This is a genomic window from Sedimentibacter sp., from assembly GCF_032080165.1.
Classification (GTDB): domain Bacteria; phylum Bacillota; class Clostridia; order Tissierellales; family Sedimentibacteraceae; genus Sedimentibacter.
Genome location: NZ_DAMASY010000002.1, coordinates 56,036 through 71,432, shown reverse-complemented (window position 1 = coordinate 71,432; position 15,397 = coordinate 56,036). Strand labels below are relative to the sequence as shown.

At 34.2% G+C, this 15,397-nt stretch carries 11 protein-coding genes; all 11 read right to left on the bottom strand.

Going from position 1 to position 15,397, the window contains the following annotated elements; genetic code table 11:
- Positions 1–4: 4 nt before the first annotated feature.
- Positions 5–1,072 carry a butyrate kinase gene (gene buk / locus RT412_RS02895; protein ID WP_313343782.1) on the bottom strand — a complete coding sequence of 356 codons (1,068 nt, stop codon included), beginning with the start codon at positions 1,070–1,072 and terminating at the stop codon, positions 5–7.
- A 22-nt stretch (positions 1,073–1,094) separates the two neighbouring features.
- Positions 1,095–1,667, bottom strand: coding sequence for an indolepyruvate oxidoreductase subunit beta (locus RT412_RS02890; RefSeq protein WP_313343785.1), 573 nt, complete (start codon positions 1,665–1,667; stop codon positions 1,095–1,097).
- 2 nt (positions 1,668–1,669) lie between these two features.
- Complete coding sequence (iorA, locus tag RT412_RS02885; protein WP_313343788.1) at positions 1,670–3,445, bottom strand: indolepyruvate ferredoxin oxidoreductase subunit alpha; 1,776 nt, start codon at positions 3,443–3,445, stop codon at positions 1,670–1,672.
- Positions 3,446–3,694: 249 nt separating this feature from the next.
- Complete coding sequence (locus tag RT412_RS02880) at positions 3,695–5,752, bottom strand: sigma 54-interacting transcriptional regulator (protein ID WP_313343791.1); 2,058 nt, start codon at positions 5,750–5,752, stop codon at positions 3,695–3,697.
- A gap of 20 nt (positions 5,753–5,772) precedes the next feature.
- Positions 5,773–7,446 carry an MBL fold metallo-hydrolase gene (locus RT412_RS02875; protein WP_313343794.1) on the bottom strand — a complete coding sequence of 558 codons (1,674 nt, stop codon included), beginning with the start codon at positions 7,444–7,446 and terminating at the stop codon, positions 5,773–5,775.
- Between the two features lie 193 nt (positions 7,447–7,639).
- Positions 7,640–8,191 (bottom strand): stage V sporulation protein T, encoded by a 552-nt coding sequence (gene spoVT, locus RT412_RS02870; protein WP_313343797.1) that lies wholly within the window; start codon positions 8,189–8,191, stop codon positions 7,640–7,642.
- Between the two features lie 190 nt (positions 8,192–8,381).
- Positions 8,382–9,263, bottom strand: coding sequence for a peptidylprolyl isomerase (locus RT412_RS02865; protein WP_313343800.1), 882 nt, complete (start codon positions 9,261–9,263; stop codon positions 8,382–8,384).
- Complete coding sequence (gene mfd, locus RT412_RS02860) at positions 9,256–12,816, bottom strand: transcription-repair coupling factor (protein WP_313413096.1); 3,561 nt, start codon at positions 12,814–12,816, stop codon at positions 9,256–9,258. Before mfd ends, RT412_RS02865 begins: the two co-directional genes overlap by 8 nt.
- A 3-nt stretch (positions 12,817–12,819) precedes the next feature.
- Positions 12,820–13,389 (bottom strand): aminoacyl-tRNA hydrolase, encoded by a 570-nt coding sequence (pth, locus tag RT412_RS02855; RefSeq protein WP_313346384.1) that lies wholly within the window; start codon positions 13,387–13,389, stop codon positions 12,820–12,822.
- Between the two features lie 11 nt (positions 13,390–13,400).
- Positions 13,401–14,771: a bifunctional UDP-N-acetylglucosamine diphosphorylase/glucosamine-1-phosphate N-acetyltransferase GlmU gene (gene glmU, locus RT412_RS02850; RefSeq protein WP_313346387.1), complete on the bottom strand. Its 1,371-nt coding sequence runs from the start codon at positions 14,769–14,771 to the stop codon at positions 13,401–13,403.
- A 259-nt stretch (positions 14,772–15,030) separates the two neighbouring features.
- On the bottom strand, positions 15,031–15,321 hold the full coding sequence (gene spoVG / locus RT412_RS02845; RefSeq protein WP_313346391.1) for a septation regulator SpoVG: 291 nt from the start codon (positions 15,319–15,321) through the stop codon (positions 15,031–15,033).
- Positions 15,322–15,397: the final 76 nt, after the last annotated feature.

Genomic DNA, 15,397 nt, shown 5'->3' with positions numbered 1-15,397 from the left:
ATGTTTACTCTCTATATTCTTTTGCTGTTTCTTCTCCTCTCAGAACTCTCAAAGCTCCATAAGCAAGTGCTTCCATTTCATTTTCTCCTGCCATTATCTCAACAGAAGCTATATAGGATACTCTTTCTGTTATCCATGACGTAAGCATTTTAGAATGAGAAATGCCTCCGGTCAATATGACAGCATCAACTTTTCCGTTAACAACAGTTGCAAGTTCACCAATTCCTTTAGCAATCTGATAAGCCATTGCTTCATAAATAAGCTTAGCTTCCTCATTGCCTGCATTAATCATTCCTTCAACTTCTCTTGCATCAATTGTGTTTAAATATGCTCTTAAACCACCGTTTCCTCTCAGCTTTCTCTGCATGGTTTTTTTGTCATACTTACCTGAATAGCAAAGATTTATAAGCTCCCTGCAAGGAACTCTTCCTGCCCTTTCCGGCGAAAACGGTCCTTCATCATCAGAAATCAAATCAACGATTTTTCCGCCTGAATGTATGTTGACAGATATTCCGCCGCCTAAATGAGCTACAATAATATTTAATTCATCATATCTTTTACCTTTGCTTTTAGCATACTTTATAGCCATTGCCCTCGTATTCAAAACATGGCTTGAGCTTGTTCTCGGAATATCCGGCATCCCTGAAATTCTTGCTATGTCAGGCATTTCATCTGTCATAACCGAATCATAAATATATGAAGGTATTCCCACTTCTTTTGCTATACCGTAAGCAATAGGCGCAGCAAGATTTGATGCATGCTCCATAACAGGACGTCTTTCAACTCTGTCAATCATTAAATCATTAATATTATATGCTCCTGATTTAACCGGAGGAAGCATTCCTCCTCTTGCAACAACTGCCGATAATTCATTAACATCAAAATTCTTCTCTTTTAAGAAAGACATTACAACTTCTTTTCTCATCTGAAGCTGATCCTCTACATTGTCAAATGAGTCAATCAATTCCAAGGGATGATCCAATGTCTTTACGAATATTTCTTTTTCATCTTCGTACAAAGCAATTTTTGTCGAAGTTGAACCTGGATTTATAGCCAAAATTTTATAGCTCATAACTTCCTCACTTAATAGATTTTTACACTGCCTCCATTCCGACATTCAATGCTTTGATGTTTATTTCTACAAATTTATCTTTAACTAATTCCTTTATAATACTTTCCCAATCAATATCAGTTAAATTCATTGATTTTATCAAAGCTCCCAAAAGTACTACGTTCATTACCTTTGTATTGCCTAATTTTTCAGCAATTTCCGCAGCATTTATAACTTTGGTGTTTACTTTTTCTTTTATTGTTTCGATTACACCTTGCGGATAACCAATTTTTCCGGAAAGTATCGGTGCCGAAGGTATTTCATGTTCATTTATAACGGCTACTCCGTCAGGTTTTAAGAATTCCAGCCATCTTATTGATTCCATTGTTTCGAAAGAAACCAATATATCTGCATCTCCGATTCCTATAATAGGTGAATAAACCTTTTCGCCGTATCTGACCTGTGTTGAAACACTGCCGCCTCTTTGTGCCATTCCGTGAATTTCTGACATTTTAACATCATAACCTGCCTGTAAAAGACCTGTTGATAATATTTTACTTACAAGTATTGTTCCTTGACCACCAACACCAACTAATAGTATATTCTTAATCTTCATAATTAAACACCTACCTTACTGATAGCTTTTACAGGACAGACCTGCAGACACAATTCACAACCTACGCATTGAGCTTCATTTATATATGATTTTTTTATCTCATGTTGGAAATGAATTGCAGGACAACCTGTTCTTGCACATGCCTTACATCCGATACATATTTCCTGATCTACTTCACAAACACCTTGTATAGGTCCAAACTCAACTAAATCTTGTTCGGAATATTTTTTAAGAGCACAAGGATATCTTGAAATTATAACTGATGGTTCATTAAGTTCAAATGCCCAATCCATGGCTTCTTTCATATCTGCTCTATTTAACGGGTTAATTGTTCTGACATGTTCAATACCCAATGCTTTAACTATGGTTTCAATATCAGTTATTTTAGCTTCATCTCCCTGAAGAGTGAAGCCGGTTCCCGGATTTTCCTGGTGACCGGTCATAGCTGTTATTCTGTTGTCAAGTATACAAGTAATAGTGTTGCTTTTGTTATATACTACGTCTAACAAGCTTGTCATACCCGAATGGAAGAATGTTGAATCACCTATTGTAGCAACAAGACGTTTATTATCATTATTCTTATCGAATACTTTTTTAGCTCCGTGAGCCATACTTATGCTGGCACCCATACATACTACGGTATCCATTGCATTTAACGGTTCTGTTCCGCCCAATGTGTAGCATCCTATATCGCCTGTTATCATTACATTTTTTCTCTTTGATAATTCATAGTAGAATCCTCTGTGAGGGCAGCCTGCACACAACGTAGGAGGTCTTCCTACCGCTGTGTTCTTATCATAATCGATTGTAGGTTTTTGTGTTCCAAGCAATGATTTTTCAACTATATCAGGATTTAATTCCCAAGTGTTAGGAATTTTGTCCTTTCCAATGCAGTTGATTCCTGCCGCTTTAATTTGTTCTTCCATGAACGGCTCTAATTCTTCTACTACGTATAGTGTTTCAACCTCTTCTGCAAACTTTTTAATTTTTTCCATTGGAAGAGGAAATGAAAAACCGATTTTTAAATAAGAAGCTGAATCACCGAATACTTCCTTTGCATATTGGTACGCTACACCTGAAGATATGACGCCTATTTTTTTGTCATTCCATTCAATAAAGTTTAAATCTGTTTCATTAGAGAACTTTTCTAATTCTTTAAGTCTTTTCTCAACTACTAAATGTAATTGCTTTGCAACTGCAGGAGCAATAAAATACTTACTTGTATCTTTTTTATACGGCTTAATCGGTACTTCTGCTCTTTCACCGATTTCAACAACAGATTTACTGTGACATACTCTTGTTGTCATTCTTATCATTACTAATGTATCATATTTTTCACTTATTTCCATGGCTTTTATAACCATATCCTTGCATTCCTGACTATCTGCCGGTTCAACCATTGCAACCTTTGCCATTCTTGCATAATATCTGTTATCCTGTTCATTTTGTGATGAATGCATACCGGGATCGTCAGCGCTTATCAATACCATACCGCCATTTACACCTGTATATCCCAAAGTAAAAAATGGATCGGCAGCTACATTTAAACCAACGTGCTTCATAGCTGTTAAGCATCTTGCACCTGCATAGCATGCACCTATTGTTGATTCAACGGCAACTTTTTCATTCGGAGCCCATTCTGCAATTATTTCTTTATAAGGAGCTATGTTTTCGAGAATTTCAGTACTTGGAGTTCCCGGATATGCTGCAGCATAGTGAACACCGGCTTCGTATGCTCCCAATGCTATCGCTTCATTACCTGTCAATAACTTTTTCAATTTGTATCCTCCTTCAAATCATTTATAAATTACCTAATATAATCTTTAAGTTGTCCCATATTATTACAAAATCAGACATGCAAAAAGACATAATACCATAACAATATATATGCATTTTTTATGCCATAATTTATAATTTCATAATATTTTTGTTAAATCAGATAATTTCAACATTTTAAATGCATGCAAATTTATATAATTGATAAAAATAACAATTAATGGGTTAAAAGGTACTAACCATGTAACCCATTAACCCATTGATAGATAATTATACGCTTTTTTACCGAATTCAGTTATTACCGTACCGCTTCTTCCTTTATATATTTCTGCCATTTTATACTTTTCAAGATTAAGAAGTATGGTTCTTATTTCCTGTTCACTGATAAATACACCTTTGTTTTTTGCTATTTCACTAAGTGTCCGTCTTCCTAATCTTTGATTATTTTTAACGCCAATCATCAATTCTTCAAGAACAAAGATATATTTCTTTAAATTGTTGCCTGCCTGCTCAAGAAATTCATAAATTATATTTTGTTCCGACAAAATCAATTTATTGTCAAAAGTTTTCTCACTGTAATCTACTGGGATATCCTTCTCTTCCACTATCTTTATGCCGAGGTTTACCAAGTATTCAACACAGTTTCTCAACTCTCTGACATTGCCCTTCCAACTGTAGTTTAGCAGAAAATCTTTTGCTTTGTCAGTCAATACAAAATCGCTGTCAAAGGATTTTTTCAAATAACCTGCAAGACCCAATATATCTTCTTTTCTGTTTCGAAGCGGAGGAATTTTCAAGGGAAGAACATTTAATCTATAGTATAAGTCTTCCCTGAACTCAGCATTTTCAACCATTTCCTTTATATTTTTGTTCGTTGCCGCAATTATTCTTATGTCAACATCTATTATTCTGTCGCCTCCAAGCCGCACAACCTCTCTTTCCTGAAGAACTCTAAGAAGTTTAACCTGCAAGCTCATAGGCATTTCTGTTATTTCATCCAAAAATAATGTTCCTTTATGAGCAAGCTCGAACAGTCCGGGTTTACCACCCTTTCTTGCACCTGTAAAAGCACCCTCTTCATAACCAAACAGCTCGCTTTCCAATAAGCTTTCCGGAAAAGCACCGCAGTTTACGGGAACAAATTGAAATTCCTTTCTTAAAGAACTGTTGTGAATTGCTTGGGCGAACAACTCCTTACCTGTACCTGTTTCTCCGGTTATCAGTATTGAGGAGTTAGATTTAGACATACGCTTAGCTATATTTTTTGCTTCTGTAATTAACTCGCTTTCACCGAAAATGTCATCAAAATTATACTTTGCCGTATATCCCTTTCCTATAAGCTTTTTTCTAAGCATATATTCTTTTTTTTCTAAATCGGAATATCTTCTGATTATTGCAACTGCACCATACATCTTCCTTGAATGCAACAGGGGATTAACCGATACAACTACATCATAACCGTTAATTTTAATTATTTTTTCTTCTACCGGCTTTAGATTTTCTATTGTATAATCGAAAGGTATTTCCGGAAATAAATCAATTCCTTTTTTACTTAATACCTGCTTAGTATCCTTATTAACTATTTCCTTAGCATTTTCATTGTACAAAAATATATTGCCATCATTATTTATGCCTATGACGCCTGCATCCATATTCTGCATTAAAATATCAAGCTGACTTTCTCTCGAGTTGGTAAGACCTAAAATTTTCAGCAACCCAAAATTAGCTGTTCTTATTTCCTTATAGCTTCTCACAACATCCTGTCTGTCTAATAAGGAAAATAAGTCAAATTTCATACCGATATCTATAATCGAATTTATATCTAACAGGCTGTTGCCTATATTGATTATTTCCTTATTTGCTTTTGGAGTATATTCAGATTGACCTAAGACTATAAACCTATCAAAATCATCAACATTCGATGTCCAAAAAGAATTAAGCTCAATATGTCTTGCTCCCAACTGATAAATGATTGAGATTATTTGCTCTGCCATTTCAGGACTTTCGTCTATTAATACAATCTTAGAACCTTCCTTAAGCTTAAATATTGTATCCAATCCGGACTTGGATATGGTTCTGTGGGCAAATAAAAGATCTGTATCCTTATTTACCTTGCCCTTTATTTGTTTATACAGATGATATGAAGGAATTAATAATACATCTGCCTTTATTTCTGTTTCTCCATAGTTATCCAAATCCTCTAAGGTATATGTCTTTATAGCTATTTTATCATAAAATAAGCTTTTTATTTGATTGTAATAGCCGTCCACCGATTCTATGGTATAGCTCACTATTGCCAGTGATTTCATCTTAGGCTCTCTCCCAACTTTTATTCTCCCGAAAGCATAGTTAAATTAATAATATCATTTTCTAAATCTATAATAATATTATTGATTTTTTTGTACTGTTCAATATCCATATTTTTATCTACTTGATTTTTAGTTCTTTCTACCGCAACATCAAATACTGTTTTTAATCCTTCAATTTCTTCTATCAGTTTATTTATAAACTTTTCATTAATTCCCCGCGGTTTTAATATAAAGCTTGCTTCTTTTGCATCTGATGCAGCTTCTTCAACAACTACATTATTCTTGATATCATAAACAACATTGTATTCCGGTATAATACAATTTAATTTAAGCTGTTCCTTAACTTCCCTTACAAAGCTTTCCTTTGCGGATTGTTCTCCATGTACTATAAATACACTTTTCGGTTTTTCCTTGAATCCCTTAAGCCAGTTCAACAAACCCTCTTTATCGGCATGACCGGAAAATCCCTCTACGTTGTGTATTTCTGCATATACATTGATATTTTCTCCCAATACCTTTACATTTTTTTCTCCGTCTAACAATCTTCTGCCTAACGTTCCCTCTGCCTGATAACCGACAAATACTATACTGCATTCTTTTCTCCACAAATTATGCTTTAAATGGTGTTTTATTCTTCCGGCATCACACATGCCGCTGGCCGTAATTATTATTTTCGGTTCCATTGAAATATTGAGTTTTTTTGATTCTTCCGCATTTTGGGTGTAATGAAGATTTTCAAATTCCAAAGGATTGTCACCCTTCATTATATATTCTCTTGCTTCATTATCAAAAACATTGGCATTACGTTTGAAAACTTCAGTTGCCTTAACAGCCAGAGGACTGTCAATATAAACAGGTATTTTTTTTAATTCATTTTCTTTTGTACCTATTTCATTTAAGTGGCTGTCATAGTATTTGTTTAACTCATATATTATTTCTTGTGTCCTTCCTACTGCAAATGAAGGAATTATAACATTTCCTCCTCTTCTGGTCGTTCTGAGTATTATATCAATTAGCTCTTCGCTTCTTTGTTCTATACCAGCATGGACTCTTTCTCCATAGGTCGCTTCCATTATTACATAATCAGCTTTTTCTATTGTCGAAGGATCGTTTAACAGCGGTTTATCACGCATTCCTATGTCACCGGAATACACAAGCTTAACATTTTCGTTATTTTCGTTAAACCACATTTCAATTATTGATGAGCCTAAAATGTGTCCTGCATCGTTAAATCTCACAGAAAGCACATCATCTATCTCAATTATCTGATCGTATTGAACTGTTTTAAAATATTGATAGCTTTCCAATGCATCCTTTTGCGTATACATTGGTTCAACTAATTTTTTCCCTTGGCGCAGTGCTTTTTTATTTTTCCACTCAGCTTCCGTCTCTTGAATATGGGCTGAATCTAAAAGCATTATTTCGCACAAGTCGTAGGTTGACTTAGAGCAATAAATTGTTCCCTTAAACCCTTTTTTTACTAACAGCGGTATCCTTCCGCTGTGGTCTATATGACTGTGACTTAATAACAAATAATCAATATCACCGGGATTTACTTCAAACTCATCCATGTTGTAATCCTCATCCTTGCCTTGATACATACCGCAATCCAATAATATCTTTTTATTTTTGTATTGTATTAAATGGCTTGAACCGGTTACTCCTCTTACAGCACCTAAAAATCTGATATTCATATTGTCCTCCTTTAGTTTAGTAATATAATTATAAAACAAATATGGCTTTATGTCAAAACGTTATCAGTTGAAATCGGGGTTACGTGCAGTGTCGGAATATCGCGGGGGTAGAAAAACCCGCCTAAAAAAACTGGGTTAAGTCATAAAAAAAAAATGGTCTCTTGATTTAGAAACCATCTTTCAAAAAATCTTACTAACTTTCCATTTGTCTTGATAAAAATACACTTGCTGTCTTAACTAACTTCTCTTCAACTTCTGTCATCTTTACTGCTTTATCCTTTGATAAAAGCATTATTGCTCCTATCGGGTCACCATGAACTAATATTGGAGAAATTACCTGGCTAATGTAGTTATCAGGATTGAATTCATTGGCAGTAATTCTTATTGGTTTAGAATTACCGTTTGTTACATACATTTCTCTGCTTTCAATTATTTTTTCAAGCTCAGGGCTCAATCTTTTTTCAGCATAGTCCTTTTTAGAACTTCCCGATACTGCTATAACTCCGTCACGATCTGTTATAATTGCTGTATGTCTTGTTGTTTCAAACAAAGATTCAACATATTCTCCTGCAAATTCAGTTAATTCTCCTATAGGTGAATATTTTTTAAGTATTATTTCACCTTCTCTGTCTGTAAATATCTCTAAAGGGTCCCCTTCTCTAATTCTCAATGTACGTCTTATTTCCTTCGGGATAACCACCCTGCCTAAATCATCAATTCTTCTGACAATTCCAGTTGCTTTCATTATTAAGTTCCTCCAATGCATAATTTATATTTATATGACATTTCTTTTAATATTTTCTATTATTTGCACTTTAATAGATTTTATCCTTTTTAATTTACGGATATTATTGGAAATATCATAAACATTATATAGCATTATTTTACGAATAGCAACATCTTTTTACCATTTTTAACATCTTCTTGCTTTATTGTTATTTTATTACTATATCAGCATTATTTTTTAGATCATCTAACATTTCATTATATTTAAAATAAGTATAATACTGTGTAAGAGTTTGTCTTTCGGTTTCTAATGTCTTGCTTTCATCAGTCTTTTTATCGGTTAATTGTATAATATGATATCCGAATTCAGATTCAACCGGTTGACTTATATCACCTATTTCCATACTAAACGCCGCATCCGAAAACGGTTTAACCATTCTGATGCGTGAAAAATAACCTAAATCTCCTCCTGTTGACGCACTGCCGTCTATAGACAATTCCTTTGCAACATCTTCGAATTTATCACCTTTATTTATTCTGTCCAATACCGCTTTTGCTTCCTCCTCGGTATTTACTAAAATATGGCTCGCTCTGACTTCTTCCTTCATTTTGTACTCATCAAATATTTCTTGAAGTTCTTCGTCTGTAGGATTATTAAACTTATCCATCTCTATGGTTAAATAATGGTTTATATAAAATTCCTTTTCTATTTCACTTCTTAAAAATTCTTCGGTTAGTCCATTATCATTAAGGAATTTCTGGTAATCTTCTTCTGAATTATTTAATGCTTTAAAGTTTTCCATTTCATCATTTATTTGTTCTTCCGTAACCGAAATTCCGTTTTTTTGTGCTGCTTCGACCATTAATATATCCATTATTAATTTATCCAGCATATCTTCTTTTGTAACCGTAGGATTCATTTTTATATAAAATTCATAATTCATATCTAATTCTTCCTGAGTTATCGGTGTATCATTTACCGTTGCAACCACACCGTCTTCATTTATTGCTTGGTTTTTATCACATCCCGTAAAGGCTGCTACTAATGCGAGACAAATTGTTAAAGCAAGTAATTTTTTTAATTTAATCATTTTTTTCCTCCCTGACAGGATCTTTTAATCCCGTTTTATAATTATTTAATATTTCTAAGAATTTCTCAAGCTCCTCAAGAATTTTCAGCTGTTTCATCTGTTCTGAATAATCTAAGGTATCTAATTTATATTTAACAACAGGATCCTTTGATACGTCAAATTTTATTTTTGTATTGAAGTTTTCAATAAAAAATCCTATCATATCCTGACTCAAATCATTATTTGAACAAAACTCAAAATTTACCGTACCGTTTATCTGTGTAATAGATTTAATTCTGAGCTTCTTACTTAATGATTTTATATAAGAAATTTTGAGAAGATTATCAACCTGCTTCGGTGGATTTCCAAAACGGTCAATTATTTCTTCTGTTATATCGTATATGTCATCCTTATCGGATGTGGCAGCAATCTTTTTATATATTTCAATTTTTTGTTCTTCATTTTCAATATAGGCTGTCGGAATGTAGCCATCAACATTTAAATCCACTGAAGTTTCAATATCTTCATCTTCAACTATATTGCCTTGAATTTCTCTTACTGCCCTGTCTAAGAATTTAACATATAAGTCGTAACCTATGGCAAGCATATGTCCGTGCTGCTCTGCACCTAATATGTTTCCGCATCCCCTTATTTCCAAATCTCTCATTGCTATCTTAAAACCGGAACCGAATTCCGTAAATTCTTTTATTGCCTTTAATCTTTTATCTGCAACCTCTGAAAGCATTTTATCCTTTTCATAAGTAAGGTAAGCAAACGATACTCTGTTTGACCTGCCAATCCTTCCTCTGAGCTGATAAAGCTGTGAAAGCCCTAAATAATCCGCATTATCAATTATTAAGGTATTAACATTAGGAATATCCATTCCTGTTTCAATAATGGTTGTGCATACCAATATGTCGTATTCTTTCCTTACAAATTCCAACATTATATTTTCCAAGTGTCTTTCACTCATTTGTCCGTGTGCAACTGCAATTCTTGCATCGGGCACAAGCTTTTGAAGTCTGGCTGCAGCGCTGTCAATATCTATTACTCTGTTGTGAACATAATATATTTGTCCTCCCCTTGACATTTCCTTTTCAATGGCGTCCTTTAAAACGCCGTCATTGTACTCTATTACATAGGTTTGAACAGGCAACCTGTCACCAGGCGGCTCGGATATAACACTCATATCTCTTACACCAATCATAGACATGTGAAGCGTTCTTGGAATTGGTGTTGCAGAAAGAGTTAATACATCAATATTTGCCTTCAGTTGCTTAATCAGTTCCTTGTGTTTAACTCCAAATCTTTGTTCTTCATCTATAATTAAAAGGCCTAAATCCTTAAATTTTAAATCCTTTGATAAAAGCTTATGAGTCCCCACTACAACATCAACAAGACCTTTATTTAAATCATTAATTACTTTTGCCTGCTGATACGGTGTTCTGAACCTTGAAAGCATTTCTATCTTAACAGGATAACCTCTGAATCTGTCAACTAAATTTGTATAATGCTGCTGTGCCAAAATAGTAGTAGGAACAAGTATGGCCACCTGTTTTGAATCCATAACTGCTTTAAATGCAGCCCTCATTGCAACTTCAGTCTTACCGAAGCCGACATCACCGCACAGCAATCTGTCCATGCAGATTGACTTCTCCATATCCTTTTTTATTTCCTTTATGCAGCGAAGCTGATCATCTGTTTCCTGGAAGGGAAATTTATATTCAAATTCTTTTTGCCACTCAGTATCGGACGCATAAGCATATCCCTTAATTACTTTTCTTTGTGCATATAATTTTACTAATTCTGCTGCCATGTTTTCTATGGCATGCTTAGTGCGCTCCTTGGTTTTAACCCAATCAGCGCTGCCCATTTTATTAAGCTTAGGTTTTTCGGAATCTGTGCCAATATATTTTTGGATGAGCGACATTTGATCGACAGGAACATAAAGCTTATCCTCACCCTTGTATTTAATGCAAAGATAATCTTTTTTAATATTTTGAACATCTATTTTTTCTATTCCTACATACTGACCAATACCGTGGTGCTCGTGTACTACATAGTCACCTACCTTTAAATCGGTGAATATTTCAATTTTAGAGCCCTTGCGTTTTTTAGCTTTATGAGGTTTTTTAACAGCTGCGCCGAATACCTCGTTTTCAGTAAGTACTATTATTTTATTTTCATAATACTCGAAACCTTTTTTGAGATCTCCCGGTACTATAATCACTTGTCCGCTTTCAGCTACAATATTGGAGCTCTTAGACAAAGCAGTTACACAATCGTAATCGTTTAATATATTATGAAGCTTCGTGCATCCTTCATAATTTGAAAGTATAATAGCAATTTTATATCCTTTATATTTTAAACGGTTTAAATCCTTCGACAAATCCTCCATCTTTCCATAATATGAGGTCGGCTCTTTAAACAATAAAGAAACCGAATCATCTGTTTCAAAGATTTTATCCTTTCCGTTTATTGAAATAAATGTTTTTCCGTATATTTCTTTAATTAATTCCTGTTCTTTTATATAAACATTTTCTTGCTGTGTAAATATTTCGCCTCTTTCGAAAAGTTCACCGAATTTCAGGTGGAAGCTTTCTGATATATTTTTAAGCTCTTCAAAAATTCTTTCCGGTTCATCTAATATCAGTATGAAGTCATCAAAATAATCCAGGACATTGTCAAAGTCATCCTTTATGAAAGGTACCAACAAATCCGGATTCCCTATACTTAAACCGGCACTTAATCTGTCATTGTAGCCGTTATACAATATTTTTAATTTTTTTTCTGTATCTTTAAAGTTTTTTAAATTGCTGATTTTCTCTAATCTGTTTTGATAATCATTTTCTAAACCGTTTAAGACCTTTTTGATGTCTTCCTTCTGAAACAATATATCGCTGCATGGAATTATCTTCGTGTATGTTAAATTTTTAATTGAGCGCTGTGTCTTAATATCAACTGTTCTGAGCGAGTCAATTTCATCATCAAAAAATTCTATTCTGACGGGATTGGTTTCGGATGGAGAAAATATATCTATAATTCCGCCTCTTATGGAAAACTGTCCTACACCTTCTATTGCATCGACTCTTTCATAGCCTAATTTAACCAAACTGCTTCTAATATCTTCTAAATTATAATTTTTTCCGTATTTTAATTCTATTATAGATTTCTTAAATCTATCTTTAGCCATTACTCTGGTTATAATTGAATTAATTGAGGCAGTTACAATACTTTTCTTGGAATTAATAATATTGTATAAAACCTCGGACCTTTTATAATCGACATCCTTGCTTAAAGCATCAACGTTATACAATATAAATTCTTTTGGCTGCAATCTTCTGACATCTTCAGTATAAGCTTTTATATCCTGTTCATATTTTTTCGATTTCGCTTCGCTATTAGTTATAAGAAGTATTTTGTCAGTTGCCGTGTCTAATAAATTGCACACCAAATACGCCATGCTTTCATCAATTACACCTGATATAAGCTGGCGTTTGTTTTGCTTATAATTTTCAATTATTCTGTTGTACCTGTCAGTTTTTTGAAACTGTTCAAACAAAATTCTGTCCAACTATTATTCTCCTGTTACTCTTATGTTATATTTTTGCATTGCGCTGTCTACATCGTTCTCAATAATCTCTATGACAGCTTCTCCCGCCCTCAGAATTATCGGAGCGATTATATCCTTATCCGCTTGGCTAAACCTTTGAAGTACATAGTCAGCCAGGTCCATGTCAGGATTCCTTCCGATCCCTATTCTTATACGCGGAAAATTGCTTCCTACATGATGTGTTATGGATTTCATGCCGTTATGAGTTCCCGGACTGCCGTTTGGTCTTATTCTCAGTGCTCCCACCGGAATATCTATATCATCATAAACGACGATTAAATTTTCAACGGGTATCTTATAAAATTTTATTATTTCATCAATGGCTATTCCGCTTCGGTTCATATAAGTTACAGGCTTCATAAGCATAACTTTTTCTCCGTTTATGGTTGTCTCGCCATAAACGGAGTTAAACTTCAATTTATTTAAGCTAATATTATACTTTTCTGCCAAACAATCTATGGTTTCAAAACCCACGTTGTGCCTTGTGCCTGTATACTCTTTACCCGGATTGCCAAGTCCTGCAATTATATACATATTTACCTCTGTTAATATCTATTTTTGCCTAAGCCCTTTTTATTTACCTGACGTGCGCGGGCTATAGCTAAATCTCCTTCTTCTACATCTTCTGTAATAGTGGAGCCGCAAGCAATATAACCACCCTGTTGAACATTCACCGGTGCCACTAAATTAGAATTACTTCCAATAAAAGCACCGTCTCCTATAACAGTTTTATGCTTTTTCTTTCCGTCATAATTTACAAACACTACACCACATCCAATATTAACATCTTTTCCCACTTCCGCATCTCCTATGTAGCTTAAATGAGAAGATTTAGAATTATCGCCTATTATTGACTTTTTAACCTCTACAAAATCACCTATTTTGACATTTTTCCCTAAAACTGTTCCGGGTCTTAAGTATGCAAAAGGTCCGACGGTTGTATTGTCTCCTATTGTTGATTCTATAACTTTGGAGTTTTCTATGCTTACATTGTTACAAACTGTGGAGCAGATTATGCGGGCATTCGGTCCAATCGTACAATTGCAGCCTATTACGGTGCCTTCCTGCAAATATGTTCCCGGATAAACAATTGTATCTCTTCCTATTATTACAGAATCCTCTATATATGTATTTTCAGGGTCAATTATTGTAACCCCCGAAAGCATATGCCTATTGTTTATTCTTTGCTGCATTAATTTTGTTACTTCCGCAAGCTGAACTCTGTCATTAACTGCCTTGATGTCAGTTTCATCCTCCAATATCCAACCGCCTATTTTGTAATTCTCATTATTTAATACTTTAATAGTATCTGTCAAATAGTATTCGCCTTGTGAATTGTTTGAATCAATTTTTTCAAGAGCATATTTAAGCATTTTTCCTTTAAAGCAATAAATACCCGCATTTATTTCGGTAATCTTTTTTATTTCTTCTGATGCATCCTTTTCTTCAACTATATCTCTTATTGTCGGATCGTCATTTCTGATAATTCTTCCGTATCCTTTCGGATTTTCAAAATATGAGGTCATAACCGATGCATCATAATTATTGTCTAAATGATTGTTTATAAATGACGACAAGGTTTCTTTCCTTATAAGCGGACCATCCGCACAAAGAATTAACACGGTATCTTCATCATCGATATGCTCTTTGGCTACCATTACCGCAAATCCCGTTCCGTAAGGTGCTCCTTGTCCGATGGGCTGTTCAACGGTTACTGCACCCATATCCTTTATATTATGTCCAACTTTTTCTTTTCCATGTCCCAATACAACAACATTTTTTTCTATACCTGATTCTTCAGCCGCTTCTATTATATACTTTATCATTTCTTTTCCGCAAACTTTATGTAATGTTTTAGGAATATCCGATTTCATTCTTGTACCTTCACCGGCCGCCAAAATAATTGACATATTCATAATATTTCTCCTCTTACAAAAAAATAATGCCCAACCTACAATCTTGATAATTTCGTCATTAATCTGTAATACTTAAAAAGTATATAACATATTATGTATTAAGTCAAAAAAGTTTTTACATTTTTTGAGGAACCACATAAGCAGTGGAATACAGCTAATTTATTTGCTCACTTCACTTGCATAAATGGCGGTAGGGCATAAAAAAGGGTCTTATGAAAAGACCCAGAAACTGTTGATTTACCAATCATCAGTCATGGCGCTACAGAAGAGCAGCTTCTTCAGTTTCTCCTTCTTCTTGGCGCTTTTCTTCGTAAGCCCTAAATACAGCTTCTGCAACAATTTGTCTTGTTTCAGAATTAATCGGGTGAGCAATATCCTTAAACTCACCATCCGGCATTTTTCTGCTCGGCATAGCTATAAACAATCCATCCTGACCTTCAATAATTTTAATGTCATGTACCACAAAACAATCATCAAAGGTAACGGAAACGATTGCCTTCATCTTACCTTCAGAATTAATTTTTCGTACTCGAACGTCCGAAATCTTCATGTTGTCACCACCTTCCCCCAAAGTTTATGTCCATTTAGTACATTATACTATACTTAATCATAAATTGCAAAATACA

What these genes read in the sequence shown, in the direction of transcription:
- spoVT (WP_313343797.1), bottom strand. Translation starts at nt 8,191, where the DNA reads ATGAAAGCAACTGGAATTGTCAGAAGAATTGATGATTTAGGCAGGGTG.
- glmU (WP_313346387.1), bottom strand. Translation starts at nt 14,771, where the DNA reads ATGAATATGTCAATTATTTTGGCGGCCGGTGAAGGTACAAGAATGAAA.
- RT412_RS02875 (WP_313343794.1), bottom strand. Translation starts at nt 7,446, where the DNA reads ATGAATATCAGATTTTTAGGTGCTGTAAGAGGAGTAACCGGTTCAAGC.
- RT412_RS02890 (WP_313343785.1), bottom strand. Translation starts at nt 1,667, where the DNA reads ATGAAGATTAAGAATATACTATTAGTTGGTGTTGGTGGTCAAGGAACA.
- RT412_RS02865 (WP_313343800.1), bottom strand. Translation starts at nt 9,263, where the DNA reads ATGATTAAATTAAAAAAATTACTTGCTTTAACAATTTGTCTCGCATTA.
- spoVG (WP_313346391.1), bottom strand. Translation starts at nt 15,321, where the DNA reads ATGAAGATTTCGGACGTTCGAGTACGAAAAATTAATTCTGAAGGTAAG.
- buk (WP_313343782.1), bottom strand. Translation starts at nt 1,072, where the DNA reads ATGAGCTATAAAATTTTGGCTATAAATCCAGGTTCAACTTCGACAAAA.
- pth (WP_313346384.1), bottom strand. Translation starts at nt 13,389, where the DNA reads ATGTATATAATTGCAGGACTTGGCAATCCGGGTAAAGAGTATACAGGC.
- RT412_RS02880 (WP_313343791.1), bottom strand. Translation starts at nt 5,752, where the DNA reads ATGAAATCACTGGCAATAGTGAGCTATACCATAGAATCGGTGGACGGC.